At 63.6% G+C, this 16,538-nt stretch carries 14 protein-coding genes; 7 read left to right on the top strand and 7 right to left on the bottom strand.

All coding sequences use genetic code 11. The features are described from left to right. Window positions 1-95 precede the first annotated feature (95 nt). From ACOCG7_RS24575 to ACOCG7_RS24585, 3 genes are all read left to right on the top strand, one after another. On the top strand, window positions 96-308 hold the full coding sequence (locus ACOCG7_RS24575) for a glycine zipper 2TM domain-containing protein (protein WP_073430512.1): 213 nt from the start codon (window positions 96-98) through the stop codon (window positions 306-308). Between the two features lie 252 nt (window positions 309-560). Continuing rightward, a complete protein-coding gene (locus ACOCG7_RS24580) occupies window positions 561-1,043 on the top strand; it encodes a hypothetical protein (RefSeq protein ID WP_073430513.1) in 483 nt (160 codons plus the stop codon). A gap of 238 nt (window positions 1,044-1,281) precedes the next feature. After that, window positions 1,282-2,208, top strand: coding sequence for a DMT family transporter (locus ACOCG7_RS24585; protein ID WP_244744876.1), 927 nt, complete (start codon window positions 1,282-1,284; stop codon window positions 2,206-2,208). Window positions 2,209-2,593: 385 nt separating this feature from the next. On the opposite strand, the gene bamC is transcribed toward ACOCG7_RS24585, so the two are convergent. Then, on the bottom strand, window positions 2,594-3,826 hold the full coding sequence (gene bamC, locus ACOCG7_RS24590) for an outer membrane protein assembly factor BamC (RefSeq protein WP_073430515.1): 1,233 nt from the start codon (window positions 3,824-3,826) through the stop codon (window positions 2,594-2,596). Between the two features lie 457 nt (window positions 3,827-4,283). Here bamC and ACOCG7_RS24595 point away from each other — a divergent pair, with 457 nt between their 5' ends. From ACOCG7_RS24595 to ACOCG7_RS24605, 3 genes are all read left to right on the top strand, one after another. Beyond that, entirely contained in the window at window positions 4,284-4,748 is a 465-nt protein-coding gene (locus tag ACOCG7_RS24595) for a DUF2844 domain-containing protein (protein ID WP_244744875.1), read from the top strand. Window positions 4,749-4,798: 50 nt separating this feature from the next. Further along, window positions 4,799-6,064 (top strand): DUF3443 domain-containing protein, encoded by a 1,266-nt coding sequence (locus ACOCG7_RS24600; RefSeq protein WP_244744874.1) that lies wholly within the window; start codon window positions 4,799-4,801, stop codon window positions 6,062-6,064. A 139-nt stretch (window positions 6,065-6,203) separates the two neighbouring features. Beyond that, entirely contained in the window at window positions 6,204-8,084 is a 1,881-nt protein-coding gene (locus tag ACOCG7_RS24605) for a glycosyl transferase family 1 (protein ID WP_244744872.1), read from the top strand. A 110-nt stretch (window positions 8,085-8,194) separates the two neighbouring features. On the opposite strand, the gene ACOCG7_RS24610 is transcribed toward ACOCG7_RS24605, so the two are convergent. Further along, window positions 8,195-8,665: a hypothetical protein gene (locus ACOCG7_RS24610; RefSeq protein ID WP_244744871.1), complete on the bottom strand. Its 471-nt coding sequence runs from the start codon at window positions 8,663-8,665 to the stop codon at window positions 8,195-8,197. 331 nt (window positions 8,666-8,996) lie between these two features. Here ACOCG7_RS24610 and leuA point away from each other — a divergent pair, with 331 nt between their 5' ends. Beyond that, the gene (gene leuA / locus ACOCG7_RS24615) at window positions 8,997-10,712 is read left to right on the top strand and encodes a 2-isopropylmalate synthase (RefSeq protein WP_244744870.1); all 1,716 of its coding nucleotides are present in this window, start codon (window positions 8,997-8,999) and stop codon (window positions 10,710-10,712) included. Between the two features lie 107 nt (window positions 10,713-10,819). Here the strand turns inward: leuA and ACOCG7_RS24620 are convergent, their stop codons facing one another. The 5 genes from ACOCG7_RS24620 to ACOCG7_RS24640 form a co-directional block, all read right to left on the bottom strand. After that, entirely contained in the window at window positions 10,820-11,587 is a 768-nt protein-coding gene (locus ACOCG7_RS24620; protein WP_244744869.1) for an amino acid ABC transporter ATP-binding protein, read from the bottom strand. Next, window positions 11,587-12,264, bottom strand: a complete 678-nt coding sequence (locus ACOCG7_RS24625; RefSeq protein WP_083084094.1) for an amino acid ABC transporter permease — start codon at window positions 12,262-12,264, stop codon at window positions 11,587-11,589. The genes ACOCG7_RS24620 and ACOCG7_RS24625 overlap by 1 nt, the downstream gene beginning before the upstream one ends. Window positions 12,265-12,286: 22 nt before the next feature. Next, window positions 12,287-13,069 (bottom strand): amino acid ABC transporter substrate-binding protein, encoded by a 783-nt coding sequence (locus ACOCG7_RS24630; RefSeq protein WP_073430522.1) that lies wholly within the window; start codon window positions 13,067-13,069, stop codon window positions 12,287-12,289. A gap of 347 nt (window positions 13,070-13,416) precedes the next feature. After that, window positions 13,417-14,868: a dihydropyrimidinase gene (gene hydA, locus ACOCG7_RS24635; RefSeq protein WP_073430523.1), complete on the bottom strand. Its 1,452-nt coding sequence runs from the start codon at window positions 14,866-14,868 to the stop codon at window positions 13,417-13,419. A 58-nt stretch (window positions 14,869-14,926) separates the two neighbouring features. Beyond that, window positions 14,927-16,438, bottom strand: coding sequence for an NCS1 family nucleobase:cation symporter-1 (locus tag ACOCG7_RS24640; RefSeq protein WP_073430524.1), 1,512 nt, complete (start codon window positions 16,436-16,438; stop codon window positions 14,927-14,929). Between the last annotated feature and the right edge of the window lie 100 nt (window positions 16,439-16,538).

Consider the following 16,538-nt stretch of genomic DNA (forward strand, 5'->3'; position numbering starts at 1 on the left):
GGCGATAAGATCAAATGCAAGGACGGGGAGAACCGTTCATTTCCGAATAACGGCTTCGAAATTCGTTTCGGACCTCAGTCAGGGGAGTAGACATCATGAAAACGATTCGTCGGATGGGCACCTTCGCAACCATTGTCGCGGTCGTCGCGAGCCTCACCGCGTGTGAAGGCATGACCACGCGTCAACGGGATACGGCAATCGGCGCGGGCGTGGGCGGCGTCGCGGGCGCGGCGATCGGCGGCAACGCGCTGTCGACACTGGGCGGCGCGGCAGTCGGCGGCGTGATTGGCAACCAGGTTGGCAAGTGAGCGACGCTTGTGCGTCGAGTAAATGGCTTGGGTTGAACGCGGGCGGGGCTGAAGAATCCGCCCGCGTCTGATTTGCGAAGCGCTTTTGAGGAGACGAGCGTCGTCTCCAGTCAAGCCGCTTCGTCACATCGCCTCGCAGCAACGAGGCGAAATACGCCGTTACGGTTTCGCAATCCGGTTATCGCGTGGGCAGCGTAAGCTCATGGCGTTACGCCCCGAACGGGGGCGTCGGATGCAAACCAGGAGCGCGTCATGAAGTCCCGCGTCACTAATCCTCTCGGTGCGATCGGCCAGCGGCCGCCGCGCAGCCTGTTCCGTCTTCCGCGAACGGGACTCGCGCTCGGCGCCGCCGCGTGTGCGCTGGCGTTATCCGGTTGCTATTACCCCTACGGCTACTATCCGGCGTACTACCCGTACTACGCGACAGTGCCGGCCACGATGGCGCAACGCGAAGTGCCGCTCGGCACCGTCGGCGACTCGGCCAGCCAGCCGCAACAGACCGAGCCGGCGCAACAGGGGCAGGCCGGACCGCCCAGTTCGCCGCCCGCCTATGTGGTCGCCCAGCCGCCCGTGTACGTCGCGCCGGCTTATCCCGCTTACTATCCGGCGCCTGTGTATCCTGCGTATCCCGCCTATTACGGATACGGCTACCCAGGCTGGTACGCGCCTTCGCTGTCGATCGGCTTCGGCTGGGGTTGGGGCGGGCATCGCGGCGGACGCGGCTACCATCACTGAACGAATGCGCGGTGCGAGGCGTCGGGTGCCTCCCTGTGCATGGTCGAAGTCGCAATTTTTCTCACATCAGCGTGAAAATTGCTCGCTTGGCGCGCGTCCGCCACGGCGCTTACGATGACGTCCGTCAGACGCCTTTATTCCCGAATCTTGCCGTTTCATTCCAGCATGAAACGTTTCGCGCGATTGCGCTGCTAGGATGCATTGACGTCTCGACTCAACCGCGCCCGGCGCCCTCCCGATGAATACTAAAAACCTGCTGCAGTTGCTTATCCTCGCCGCCCTGTGGGGCGCATCGTTTCTGTTCATTCGCGTCGGCGTGACCGACTTCGGCGTCGCGCCGTTGATGGCGCTGCGCGTCGGCATCGGCGCGGTCTTTCTAGTGCTCGTGCTGATCGCTCGGCGGCCGCTGGCTCAATCGGCGACGATCCTGCGCACCCGCGCCTTTCCGCTGCTGGTGGTCGGGGTTCTGAATTCGGCGGCGCCGTTCTGCCTGTTCGCGTATGCCGAGTTGACGTTGTCGGCGGGCGTCACGTCGGTGATCAACGCGACCACGCCGCTGTGGGGCGCGCTGGTCGCCTTTCTCTGGCTGCGTGATCGCCTGAGCGCGCTGCGCACGCTCGGCCTCGTGATCGGCTTTCTGGGCGTATTGATGCTCGTCTGGGATCAGATCGTCACGCCGAACGGCTCGGCGGCCACGCCGCTCAGCACCGCGCTCGCGGCCGGCGCGGCGCTCGGCGCAACCTTGCTGTATGGCATTGCCGCCAACTACACGAAGCGCCACCTGACCGGCGTCGACGCGCTGACCGTCGCCACCGGCACGATGACCGGCGCGACCATCGTATTGCTGCCCCTTGCCGTCATCTACTGGCCGGCCGCGCCGGTCTCGCTGCAGGCATGGGGCGCGGTGCTTGCGCTCGGGGTCGCGTGTACCGGCGTCGCTTATATGCTGTTCTTTCATTTGATTGCGGTGGCGGGACCGGCGCGCGCGATCACCGTGACCTTCGTGATTCCGATCTTCGGCATTTTGTGGGGCGCGCTGTTTCTCGGCGAAGGCGTGTCGCCGGGCATGCTGGAAGGCTGCGGGGTGATTCTGGTGGGCACCGCCCTCGCCACCGGCGTGATTAAACGCCTGCCGTGGATCGGCACACGACGCGCCGACACCTGAGCGGCGTTTGGCGCGATGCGTTCCGGGGGCGCTGCTTCTCCCTGATCCGTCCGTCCGGCTCCGCACGCGGGGACCGAACTAAAGCATCAACAGTAGCCCGCACTCCACTGAGTGCGGGCGAAACCGTCGCCCTACGAAGATAGACGACGGGGGTCACCGGGGCCGTGCATGCGCAGGCCGTCATCGGGCCGGCATCAACTCTTTGGGCGGTGCGGGGCGAACCCGCCGCCGCGCGCTGGTCCCACCTCTAAACGCCGCGCCGCCGGCATGCCGACCGAATTCGCCGTTACCGCTCGAACGCGACAAAAAGCGCGCATAAAAAAACCCGCCCGGAATGGTTCCGGGCGGGTTTTCATTTAGGCGCGTTTGCCTGCCGCGGCTTCGCTCAGCGCAACTGATCGGCCATCAGACTCATGATCTGATTGGCCTGCGGGCCGTCCTGGATATTGCCCTTGTCGTCGACCACGGCCACGCGGGTCTCGTTGGGCGTGATCGCGCGGACGTTCACCAGATACTGCTTGGCCACCTTTTCCTTCTTGCCGTGGAAGACCTGGCTCCAGAAGCCCTGCTCCGCCGACGTCATATCCTTCGGATCGACGTAGCGCACGAAGTACAGCCCACGCGTCAGATCGCGATCGTCGACGGTGAAGTTGCTGCGATCCAGCGCGAGCCCCACGCGCAACCATGCACGGTCATACGGCTCGCCGAGCGTCAATTCGCTGGAGGCGAGCTGCGACGGCGCGTTCGCCGAATCCGGGTCGCGCACCGGCTGCTGCGCCGACAGCGCGACGTTTTGCGCCGCCGTAGCCGCGGCCGCCGACTTCGCGCCCGCCGTGGCCGCGCCCGGCGCGGTTTGCGCGCCGGCCGGCGAAACCTCGGCGCTTTGCGTACCGCCGCCTTGCGCGCGCGAATCGGCCAGCGCGAGCGCCGCCATCAGCCGCTTCAGATATTCCTGCTCGAGGCCCGGATCGTTCGGCTTGGGTTCCCACTTGCTCGAATCGTTATTCGTGCCGGTAAGCGCCTCGCGCATGCCCTTCTGGCTGACGAACACATAGGTGCCGCCGTTCGGCGCGGCTTCGAGACGCGTGCGGTACTTGTTGCGCTCCGACGTGACGTAGCTGTTGCCCATTGCCTTGGACAGCGTGCTGCGGATCAGGCCGTCGTTGATCTGCGCGTGCGTTTCGTTCCAGTCGGTCTCCATCACGCCCTTGTCGCGTTGGTCGACCACCAGCAGGAAGCCCTGTTCCTGCCAGAAGCGGCGGATCTGCGGCCACGCCTGTGCGGGCGCCTTGTTGTCGATCACGAGCCAGCTTTCGGTGCCGTCGCGCTGGATATGCATGCCCTTGACCGGCGGCACGACAGCCACGGCATTGTCCGCCGGCGCTTGCGCCCGGACCTGCTTGAGCGTGGACAACGAGGTTTCGCCGCCTTGCGGGGGCAAGGAACGCTGATCGGGCGTCTCGTCGATCATGTTCGGCGGTACGGCAAGTGACACTTGCCTGGACTTCGAGTCGCTCTTGTAGTCGATTTTGGTCGGCGACGAGGTGCCGCAGCCGGCGACCAGCCCGCCTGCCATCAGCATTACTGCAAACCGCTTGGTAAGACGAAGATCAGTCATGTTCGGGGAATCCTTCCGCTACGCCACGGCAAGTTTCCGTGGATCAACCCAACATTTTACCGATCCCGGCGAGCCGTGTGCAAAAACCGGGGTTGGCGCGTGAATCGGGCGACCCGCGACGCGCGCCGAAGCCATCGCGGCAAGCCATTTGACGTGCGCGGGATTGCGCCTCGCCGAAATCCCGCCGCGCAAGAAAAGCCGTCGCTCCACGGTCCCGGGAAGCGCTCGTGCACGCCGCGTTTAACAGTTGACAACATTTCCCAATCGCTTGTAGGACGCGCTCCTTCTGTCTGTCAGATCATTGATCTAAAAGACACTTCCCGCTCACATGACTGACCATTTTGGGATTGCGTGAAGCGCGCAACGTCACGCCAGATAACGATCAGGAAACCTGAGTGTTATCTTGAAATGGAGATCTCAATAAAACTCCAACGCACCCATCGCGAGACGGACAGCCATGCGAAATCCCCGTTTTTCCCCGACCTTCACCACTTTGGCGATGGCGTTCATCGTGCTGTGCGCCAGTGCCGATGCGCAGGCCCAACTAGGCGGCGCGATGCCCCTCGCCGCGAATTCGACCGGAGCAGCGCCGAAAACATTGCTGAACGGCGCGCTGCGCCTTCGCACATCGACCGACGCCGGCAATACCACTATCAACGAATACGCGACGAACACCGGCCAGATCATCGCCTACGCGTGGGAAGGTCCAACCATGCCGAATCTGCGCGCGCTGCTCGGCAAGTACGCCGGCTCCTACCTGAACGGCGCCGCCGCGCTGCCGCCCGACGGCAATCTGCACGCTTCGCGGGTGGTGCGGGCGGACGTGGTCGTCGAATCGGGCGGCCCGATGCGCGGCTACGTGGGACGCGCATGGCTGCCGGCGGCCTTGCCGCCCGGCGTCGCCGCCGACGACATCCGCTGAAGCACACAAACCATCCGAAAACCGCCTCGACGATCGATCGCCACCACGCCATGAAGACCTTCTCTCACGTCAGCGCCCTGCTCCTCGTCTGCATCGCACTCGCCGGTTGCGGCGGCGGCGGAGACGGCGGCAGCCCGTCAGCCTCCGCCGCCCCGGCCGGCAGCCCCGGCGCCGCCAGCGCGCCGGGCGGCGCGGCGCCGTCTCCGGCTTCCGATGCGGGCACGTCCGTGCCGCAGTCGAACGTGCCGAATGTCCACCCGATCATGGTCACTACCGCGCCGCTTCTCACGCGCAACATGCTGACGACGAGCGTCACCGTCTGCCAGCCCGGCACCGGCAATTGCGCGACCATCGACAACATTCAGGTCGACACCGGCTCGCATGGCCTGCGGATTCTCGCCTCCGCGTTGCCGGCGACACTGTCGCTCCCGGTGGTGCCTTCGGGCAACGGGATCGCGGGCGAGTGCGCGGTGTTCGGCGGCGGGTACACGTGGGGTGCGGTGCGCAGCGCGGACGTGCGCATGGCCAGCCAACTGGCCGAGTCGATTCCGCTTCAGTTGATCGCCGATCCGGCGCTGCCCACCGTGCCGACCGACTGCACGGGCTCGGGCCGGGCGATGATGACCGTCGACGGCCTGCGCTCCAACGGCATTCTCGGCGTGGGCCTGTTCGCGACCGACTGCGGCGGCGGCTGCGTCAGTAGCGCGTTGCCCCGCTGGTATTACAGTTGCGACGCGAGCGGCGCGTGCCTCGCGAGCGCCCAGGCCCTCGTGCGGCAAGTGACCAATCCGGTCAGCCGCTTCGCGCTCGACAACAACGGCGTGGTGATCGATCTGCCGGCGATACCCGACGCAGGCGCGCCCACCGTATCGGGCTCGATGATCTTCGGCATCGGCACCCAGGCGAACAACACGCTCGGCAGCGCGAGCATCGTCAAGGCGAATTCGCAGACGGGCTACGTGGTCACCACGAGCGGCGGCCAGAGTTACTCGCAAAGCTATATCGACAGCGGCTCCAACGGTCTCTTTTTTCGCAATACGCAGTTGCCGCAGTGCGGCTACTGGTACTGCCCGAGTTCGACGCAAACCGCGAGCGCCTCGATTATCGGCACGAATGGCGCCGCGACTCCCACGTCGTTCTCAATCGGCAACTCGAGCGCATTGTTCGCGTCGTCGAACAACGCCTTCAACAATCTCGCGGGCATCGCCAGCAGCGGCTTCGGCTGGGGCCTGCCGTTCTTTTTCGGACGGCGCGTCTACACCGCGATCGCATCGCGCGCGACATCGGCCGGGCCGGGTCCGTACTACGCCTTCTAAAGCGGGCTTCTTTTTACGCGGAAAATTCCCTAATTCGGACATCGATCAAATGTGGCAATTATCGGCCGGCATAATCCAAACCCGCGACCCGCCATCTTTCCAAGATGATTAGTCATACATATCCTAGAATAGTTAAACGATGGAAGAAGCCACTTTTTCGCTCGATCATTTCGAGCAGCTCGTCTACACACGGCAGCATGTGAAAGCCTCGCTGCAGCTACTTTCCGCGCTCGCGCTCCTTCAGCACAAGCGCGGCAAGCTGGACGAAAGTTTTCTCGCCTCGGGCATCGCCGACCTCTCTCCCGCCGAGCAGCGCGTGCGCTTCTGCACCCGCCTGGCGAGCGCGACGTCGACGTTGTTCGCGGACCCCGGCTTCAAACTGCCGAACGACTGCTTCAGATTGTTTCTCACGCTTCATGAATGGGTCGGCGTCGTGTTCTCGGCCACGGCGTTCGGCACCGCCGACCACGTGACCTGTCACCTGAATCCGCGCGGCCCGGACAACCCGGAATTTTTCGCCGGCGACACGTTCATCGAAAAGCTATGCGTGCTTTATTCGACCGACTCCGAACTGGAACTGAACTTCGGCGCGCTATGGGCGTACGACAAAAAACTCGCCGCGAGTCTCGCCCTTGTCCTGCTGGCGCCAAACTTCAAGGGCTCGTCAAGCGCGCACATCAAGCGTGAAGCATTGATCGAATGGCTGCCCGGCAAGCTGCGGCAGATCGACGACCTCGACGACCTGCCCACGGCCTTGCTGCACAACGCATACATGTTCTGCAGCTACGCGAATACGCCGCGTCGTCATGAACTCAAGCGCGACATCAACGTGCTGGTGCGCCGCAAGCTCGACCAGTTGGGTCTGACCGATCTTCAGGCGCCGAAGCCGTCGCCCGCGAAGAGCGGCGCGCGGCGCGGCAAGAAACCGCTGATGATCGTCGTGCTGGAATGGTTCGGCGGCGCTCATTCGATCTACCGCACGCACTCACGCACGATCGAGGCCGCGCGCGAGCATTTCGAGGTGGTGGGCTTCGGCTTGGGCTACGCTGTCGACGACGTCGGGCGGGCCGTTTTCGACCGCTTCATCGAACTCGAGGACCCGGACTACATCGGCGAATGCCTGCGCACGATCCGCGACTTCGCCGAGGCCGAGAAGCCGGACGTGCTCTACATGCCGAGCGTGGGCATGTTCGTGCTGACCGTGTTCATGTCGAACCTGCGGGTTGCGCCGTTGCAGATCGCCGGACTCGGCCACCCGGCCACCACGCATTCCGACAAGATCGACTACGTCAGCGTCGAGGAAGACTACGTCGGCGACCCGGCCTGCTTCAGCGAACGCCTGATGATGCTGCCGAAAGACGGCCAGCCGTACCGTCCGTCGGTGTCGCTGCCGGACATCGTCGCGCAAATTCCGCCGCGCCGCGAAATGGTGGAGGTGATCATCACGGCAAGCGCGATGAAGCTCAACCCCGTCTTTCTCGATACTTGCCGTGAGATCGGCGAACGCGCCGCCACGCCGGTCGAGTTTCATTTCATGAGCGGCGTGCCGTCCGGCCTGCAGCTCGACCGGATGCGCGACGTGATCGGCCGCGTGCTGCCGCGCGCCGTCGTGCACGGCTTTCATGATTACGCGGACTATCTGACACGCGTCAACCAATCCGATCTGTTTCTCAGCCCCTTTCCGTTCGGCAATACCAACGGCATTGTCGACGCGCTCACGCTCGGTTTGCCCGGCGTGTGCAAACGTGGTCCGGAAGTGTTCGAACGAATCGACGGCGCGCTCTTCGAGCGCACGGGCATGCCGTCGTGGGCCACGACCGCCAGCGTCGAGGATTACATCACCGCGGCGCTGCGGATGATCGACCGGCATGATGAACGCATCGCACTGCGCCAGCGGCTACTCGACACGCACGCCGTGCAGCGTTGCTTCGAAGGACGGCCGCAGGCATTCGGCGAAAGCGTGCTGAAGCTGATGCGCGAAACCAAAAGCAAAAGCCACCGCGCGGAGGCGATGGCTTGAGGTACGGTTCAGGCTAGTCGAGATCATGCCGTGCAAGCGGGCGCGGCTCGATGTGCTCGATGCACTTCCCGGCAGAGCGCTCGCTTGCGCGCCGAGCGCGGCGAAAAACGTTATTGCGCGGCTTCGCCGTGGTTTTCATCGGCCGACGCGGCCAGCCTGGCCGGCGCGAGCCAGTTGAACGCATTCAACGTCGAACCGTGGAACGTGCATTCCGCAGCCGCCGGCTGCACGACCTTTTTCGGCTTGGCGGGTTTGAGCGACAACGCGTCAGCACCTGATACGCCGGATGCGCCGCCAGCGGACACCGCTGAGGCTGCAGAACCCGCACCCACGGATGAAGCAGCCACGGCGGCCACTTCCGAAGCCGTCGGAACGTGCTCGATCGAGCCTTCCACCACCACCCGTGAGCCGTCGATGCCAACGCCCCGATTGGCGATTTTCAGCGTATCCGACGACTTCTCGGCCAGCTTGCTTCGCATCAACCGCTCGCATGCGTCCGAGTTCTTGTAGACGGCAGTGCAGGCCGCCAGCAGCGCGGCAGCGGTCATGACGCAAGCGAGGGAGAGAATCCGAATCTTCATTGATGTTCCGTTTTTCAAACCGTCGGCAATTGTAGCTTACAGATCGGCTGCAAACCGGCGCGTTGATCGAGCAGACGGCGAGCACGCGGCGCTTGACGTCGTCCCAATAATATGTTCCCATTGCGCCCTATGTACCGCGCCCAGACCACCTCCTCGCTACTACTAGCCCGCTCTACCGGGCTAGGTCTGCTGCTGCGCGCTTCCATCTGATACACCGAAGCACCGCTTGATTCCCCAGTAACTGACCCAGCCCCGGTTTCCGACCGGCGGCATGCTTTGTCTTTTCGTCGTCCGGTCGACCACCCGCTTGTCGAACCCACGGATGATGAAAATGTTGAAAAACCCCGCTAGCAAATACCACGCGTTCAAGCCGATCGATTTGACGGACCGTCAGTGGCCGTCGCGCAGCATCACGCGTGCGCCGATCTGGATGAGCACCGACCTGCGCGACGGCAATCAGGCCTTGTTCGAGCCGATGAACGCCGAGCGCAAGATGCGCATGTTCAAGACGTTAGTACAGATCGGCTTCAAGGAAATCGAAGTCGCGTTTCCGTCCGCGTCGCAAACCGATTTCAATTTCGTGCGCGAGCTGATCGAAGGCGGCCACATTCCCGACGACGTCACCATTGAAGTGTTGACGCAAGCCCGCGACGATCTCATCGAGCGCACCTTCGAATCCTTGCGCGGCGCGCCGCGCGCGATCGTCCATCTGTACAACGCCACGGCGCCGGAATTCCGCCGCATCGTATTCGGCCTCGACCAGAGCGGCGTGAAGGAACTCGCGCAAAACGCCGCGCGCACGATGAAGCGTCTCGCCGACGCCGCGCCGGAAACGCACTTCACGCTGCAATACAGCCCGGAAGTGTTCAGCGGCACCGAACTCGAATTCGCGAAGGAAGTATGCGACGCCGTGTTCGAGATCTGGCAACCGACGCCGGAACACAAGGCGATCGTCAATCTCCCCGCCACCGTCGAAATGTCGACGCCGAACGTCTACGCCGATCAGATCGAGTGGATGCATCGCAATCTCGCGCGCCGCGATGCGTTGATCGTATCGGTGCATCCGCACAACGACCGCGGCACCGCGGTGGCGGCCGCCGAACTCGCCGTCATGGCGGGCGCGGATCGAATCGAAGGCTGCTTGTTCGGCAACGGCGAACGCACCGGCAACGTCGACCTCGTCACGCTCGCGTTGAATCTGTACACGCAAGGCGTCGATCCGGGACTCGACTTCTCGAACATCAACGAAGTCGCGCGCACGGCCGAGGAATGCACGCAGTTGCCGGTGCATCCGCGGCATCCGTATGTCGGCGATCTGGTGTTCACCGCTTTCTCGGGCTCGCATCAGGACGCGATCAAGAAGGGCCTTGCCGTGCAGAAACCGGACGCGGTCTGGGAAGTGCCCTATATGCCGATCGATCCGAGCGATCTCGGCCGCACTTACGATTCGGTGATTCGAGTCAATAGCCAGTCGGGCAAGGGCGGCATTGCGTACCTGCTCGAACAGGGTTACGGCGTGGTGTTGCCGCGCCGCTTGCAGGTGGATTTCAGCTCGGCGGTGCAGCGGTTTTCCGACGACAGCGGGCAAGAAGTCACGCCTTCGCAAATCTGGGCCCTGTTCCAGCAGGAGTACGTCGAGAGCCATGCGCCCGTGCGCTATATCGGACATAGCCTGTCCGAACAGGGCAATGGCGCGCGAATCACGCTGACCGTCGACGTGAACGGCCAGCGGCGCGTACTGAACGGCGCGGGCAACGGTCCCCTCGACGCATTGATGCACGCGATGGGCGTGCCGGTGCGAATCCAGCATTACGAAGAGCGCGCGCTGACCCAAGGCGCCGACGCCAGGGCGATTGCGATTGCCGAAATGGCCGGCAACGACATTGCGGGCAGCGCGTTCGGCGTCGGCATCGACGCGAATCTGGTGACCGCGTCCATTCGAGCCGTGATCAGCGGTGTGAATCGTGCCTACGCGCGAGCGAACGGCGCCGCGCAAGCGCAGTTCTTTGAAGCCGCGATGAACGACGAAACCGCAACGGCTGATTGACGCCCTTTCCTCGACGCTAAAAAAATTCGCCCGGCAAGCTTCACGGCTTGCCGGGCGAATTGTTTCTCTCCCAGTTTTCTCTCAGGTCTATCGCTTCACGTCCACTCTTATTCGGTCCATGCGTCCGGCAAGCTGTGCGTCAGCGTCGATACGAAACGCGCGGTTTCCGGCTCGCGCGGTTGCATGAAAATATCGCGCGACGGGCCGGCCTCTACCACCACGCCGTTATTCAGAAACACCACGTCGCGCGCGATCGTCGCGGCGAGCCGCAAGTCGTGCGTCGCCATCAACATCGTCATGCCCTCGGCGGCGAGTTGCTTGAGCACTTCGACGACCTCGGCCGCGAGACCGGGATCGAGCGCCGACGTGGGCTCGTCGCACAACAGCACTTCCGGCGACGGCGCCAACGCCCGCGCAATCGCCACACGCTGCTGTTGCCCGCCCGACAGCGTCGCCGGCCAGACATCCGCCTTGTGCGCGATGCCGACTTTGTCCAGCAACTCGTCCGCGCGTGCATGCGCTTTTTCCTTGTCCCACTTCAGCACGGTCAAGAGCCCTTCCATCACGTTCTGGCGCACCGTCAGATGCGGAAACAGTTGGAAGTTCTGAAACACCATGCCCGTGCGGCGGCGAATCGTCAGCACCGTTTCGCGCGAGGGTTTGCGCTCACGGCTGAATTCGAGCCGTTGATCGCCGAGTTCGAGCGAACCGGCCTCGGGAATTTCGAGCAGGTTCACGCAGCGCAGCAAGGTACTCTTGCCGCTGCCCGACGGGCCGATCAACGCGGTGACGTTACCCGACGCAAGTTGAAGATCCACCGAACTGAGCACGCGATGTTCGGCGAAGTACTTGTCGATTTTCTCCAGTCGGATCATCAGTTGCCCGCCTGAAAAAGTGCATGGCGGCCGAACTTGCGCTCGAGTTTGACTTGCGCCGACGACAGCACCGAACTGAAGACCAGATAAACCAGCGCGGCCTCGGTATAAAGAATCAGCGGCTCGTAAGTCACCGAAGCGATCCGCTGCGCGGCCTGAAACACCTCGGGCACGGTCAGCACCGCGGCCAATGACGTGTCCTTCACCAGCGCGATAAACGAATTGGAGAGCGGCGGCAGCGCCACGCGCGCCGCTTGCGGCAGGATCGCGCGACGCAGCGCCTGCTCGCGCGTCATCCCCATCGAATACGCCGCCTCCCACTGCCCTTTCGGAATCGACTCGATCACCCCGCGTATCACTTCGGAGTTATACGCGCCGACGTTCAGCGAAAAGCCGATGATCGCCGCCGTCAACGGGTCGAGCACGATGCCCACGTTCGGCAAGCCGTAGAAGATCACGAACAGTTGCACGAGCAGCGGCGAGCCCCGAAAGAGCCACACGTAAAAGCGCACGATCGCGATCGCCCACTTCGGCCCGAACAGCCGGACCAGTGCGACGACGAACGCGAGCGCGAGGCCGATGCCGAACGATGCCAGCGTGAGCGGCACGGTAAAGACGAGCCCCGCGTACAGCAGGGGCCTCAGCGAGTGCGCCATCAGTTCCAACCATGCCGGCATGATTCAGACTCGCAGGTGGTGTTTATTGGGAGACGTCCTTGCCGAAATACTTCTGCGAGAGTTTCGCGTAGGTGCCGTCTTTCTTGATCTCGGCGAGCGCCTTGTTGATCGCCGCCTGCAACTCCGGGTTGCCCTTGCGGATCAGCACCGCGGATTTGTCGCTGCTATCCGGCGAGGTATCGAGCGCGGCGATCTTCACCTTCGCATCCGGCTTGTGCTTCTTGAAGTCGAGGAACGACAGCGAATCGTTGACGGTCGCATCCACGCGGCCCGAGGTCAGCAGGTCGATCGATTCGTTGAAGCCCTGCACGGGAATCACTTCCGCGCCATGCGCCGCCGCGATCTTGCCGAAGTTGCTGGTCAGCGTGTTGGCGGATTTCTTGCCCTTCAGGTCGTCGAAATTCTTGATCGCGCTGTTGTCCGAACGCACGATCAGCGCCGCGTGCGACGTGATGTACGGGTCGGAGAAATCGTATTTGGCCTTGCGCGCCTCGGTGACGGCCACTTCGTTGATCACGGCGTCGTAGCGGTTCACATCGAGGCCGGCGATCAGGCCGTCCCATTTGCCTTCGACGAATTGCGGCTTGACGCCGAGGCGCTGCGCGATCGCCGTGCCGATCTCCACGTCGAAGCCGGTCAGGTTGCCCGATTCGTCGTGATACGTGAACGGCGCATAGGTGCCTTCAGTGCCGATCTTGAACACGCCGGCGGATTTGATTCGCGCGAGTTCATCGGCGGCGAACGCGGAGCTCACGGCCACCGCTTGAAACAGCGCGATCAGCAGGATGGAACGAATCGACTTCATCAGGTGGCTCCGTAAAGTTTGCTACGTCGGTTGCATGGTCTTGTTCGACAGATTCCCGCCTGGGTCGCGCCGGGCGGAGTGGGCGGACTGTAGCAAACGGTCCGCCTTTTTACAAAGGATCAGGTTTGCGATCAATATGCGCACGCGTGCTAAGCGGACAGCGGCGGCCTCCGGTGCGACATGGAATTCCACTCTACAGCAGATAGGGCGAACGCGGCATGCATCGCAACATGGAACGCATGCCGCGCGCCATCGGGGAAAACGCGGGCGAGGTGCTGCCGCGGCGAACGCGCGGCATTGAGAAACGGGCTGCGCCGAAGGCCGCCCGTCGTGCGATGGGCAAGAATCTAGCGCTCCACGCGATGCGGTTCCTTCAACTTGTTGGCCACGCGAATCGCCTCGAAATACGCCGGGTTCGGCGGGCGCTTCAGGTAGCGCCCCGCGCCGCGCACCGCGCGTAGTTCGCCGTCGGTCCACGCGAGCGCGCCGCGCGTGAGCGTATGCATCGCCACGCCCTGCACCGTCATGCCTTCGAATACGTTGAAGTCGACGTTCTGATGATGCGTCTTGACCGAGATCGTCTTGCTCGCATTCGGGTCCCACACCACGAGGTCGGCGTCCGCGCCGACCTGGACCGCGCCCTTGCGCGGATACAGGTTGAAAATCTGCGCGGCGTTCGTCGACGTGATGCGCACGAATTCATTCGGCGTGAGACGTCCTGAATTCACACCGTGATGCCACAGCACGGCCATGCGATCCTCCACGCCGCCGCAACCGTTCGGGATCTTCGTGAAGTCCTCGCGGCCCATTGCCTTCTGCGACGCGCAGAACACGCAGTGATCGGTCGCCGTGGTATGCAACTGGCCGGCTTGCAGACCGCGCCACAATGCCTCGCGATGCTCGGCCGAGCGGAACGGCGGGCTCATCACGTGCGCGGCGGCGCGGGTCCAGTCGGGATCGCGATACACGGCCTCGTCGATCACCAGGTGGCCCGGCAGCACTTCACCGAACACGCGCAGGCCCTCGCTGCGCGCGCGGGCAATCGCATCGACCGCGTCTTTCGCGGACACGTGCACGATATACACCGGCACGCCCAGCACCTGCGCGATGCGGATCGCGCGATTGGCCGCCTCGCCCTCCACCTCGGGCGGCCGCGACAAGGGATGCGCCTCCGGTCCCGTCAAGCCTTTCGCCAGCAACTGACGCTGCAACTGAAACACCAGTTCACCGTTTTCCGCATGCACGGTAGGCAGCGCGCCGAGTTCGAGCGAACGCGAGAAGCTGTTCACCAGCACTTCGTCGTCGGCCATGATCGCGTTCTTGTAGGCCATGAAATGCTTGAAGCTCGACACGCCATGGTCATGCACCAGCGTGCCCATGTCGCGATGCACCGACTCGTCCCACCACGTCACCGCGACGTGAAATCCGTAGTCGGCCGAGGCTTTTTCGGCCCAGCCGCGCCACGCGTTGAACGCATCCATCAACGGTTGCTTCGGGCTCGGAATCACGAAGTCGATGATGCTCGTCGTGCCGCCCGACAAACCCGCGGCCGTGCCGGTGTAGAAATCGTCGCTTGCCGTCGTGCCCATGAACGGCAGTTCCATATGGGTGTGCGGATCGATGCCGCCGGGCATCACGTATTGCCCGCCGGCATCGACGATCGTCGCGCCCGCCGGCGCCTCCAGGTCCGCGCCGATTTGCAGGATCGTGCCGCCGTCCTGCGGGTCCGCGCACAACACGTCCGCGCGATACGTGTTCTGCGCGTCGATGATGGTCCCGCCGCGAATCAGGGTCGTCATGTTGCCGCCTCCTCATTGCTGGTTTCATGCCGCGTACTTCGTTCGAGCGCGCGGCTGTTCATGCGCTCGCCACGCGCGCGCTGGTTCCCTTGCTCAGCTTCATCCACGCGCTGTACACGATCGACGCCAGCGCGAGTCCCACAAACCATGCATACGTGTAGAGCGTATTGAAGATCGCCGGCACGTTCGGAAACGCCGCGGGAAACGCGGTGTGCAGGAAGCCCGGCAAATTCGGCAGCACGCCGATGACCAAGGCGACCACCGCACCGATATTCCAACCGCCCGTATAACTGTATTCGCCATGCTCGTCGAACAATTCTCGCGGGTCCAGCCGCGTGCCGCGAATCAGGAAGTAGTCGACCATCAGAATGCCCGCCACCGGACCGAGCAACGCCGAATAGCCGACCAGCCACGTGAAGATATAGCCTTGGGTGGTGGCGAGAATCTTCCACGGCATCATCACGATCGCGATGGTCGCGGTAATCATGCCGCCGACGCGATACGAAATACCCTTGGGCCACAGGCTCGAAAAATCATAAGCCGGACCGACGAGATTCGCCGCCAGATTGCAGCACATCGTGTCGAGCGTCAGGATGATCAGCGCGAGGCCAACGCCGATGCCGGTCATGCGGCTCGTCAGATCGATCGGATCCCAGATCGCCTTGCCATAGATCACCACGGTCGCCGACGTCACCACCACCGAAATCACGGAGAGCAAAGCCATCGGCACCGGCAAGCCGATCGACTGGCCGATGATCTGGTCGCGCTGCGTTTTGGCGAAGCGCGTGAAGTCGGGAATATTCAGCGCGAGCGTGGCCCAGAAGCCCACCATCGCAGTCAGGCCCGGCCAGAACGTCGCCCAGAACAAGCCCTCTTTCTTGCCGCCCGGCACGAACTGCGACGGCGCGGACAACATCGAACCGAGCCCGCCCGCCTTCGAGGTCGCCCACCACACGAGCGCGATGCACATCACGATCTTGATCGGCGCGGACCAGCTTTCGAGCCAGCGGATCGAATCGGTGCCATGCACGATGAAGTAGATTTGCAGCGCCCAGAACACGAGAAAGCACGCGAGTTGCGCCGCCGAGATGTCGAGAAACGGCAATGCCGCGCCGTGCAGCGCGTTGCCGGTGAGAATGTTCAGCAGCGTATAGATCGCGCTGCCGCCGAGCCAGGTCTGAATCCCATACCAGCCGCACGCGACGATCGCCCGCAGCATCGCCGGCAATTTCGCGCCCTGCGTGCCGAACGACGAGCGCACCAGCACCGCGTACGGAATGCCGTGCTTCGCGCCCGCGTGACCGATCAGCAGCATCGGCACCAGTACGATCAGATTGCCGAGCAGCACGGTCAACACCGCCTGCCAGGGCGACATGCCCTCTTCCGTCAAGCCGGCGGCGAGCATGTACGACGCGATGTTCATCACCATGCCGACCCACAGCGCGGCGAAGTGATACCACCTCCACGTGCGTTGCGCGACGCCGGTGGGCGCCAGGTCGTCGTTGTAAAGACTGCTGCCCTGCGCGCCGGCCGCGAACTGCGGATCGACGGGATGCGCTGTCTGCTTCATCGAAAGATCTCCACTGGATCGTTGGGGCCCGCGCGGCTTCTCGTGGCGCGTCGGGTCTTTGGGGACACTCAGGTTCAGTACAGGCGCTTCCTCGATGGGG

This window comes from Paraburkholderia sp. DD10 (genome assembly GCF_049177125.1).
In the GTDB taxonomy this organism is placed as follows: domain Bacteria; phylum Pseudomonadota; class Gammaproteobacteria; order Burkholderiales; family Burkholderiaceae; genus Paraburkholderia; species Paraburkholderia terricola.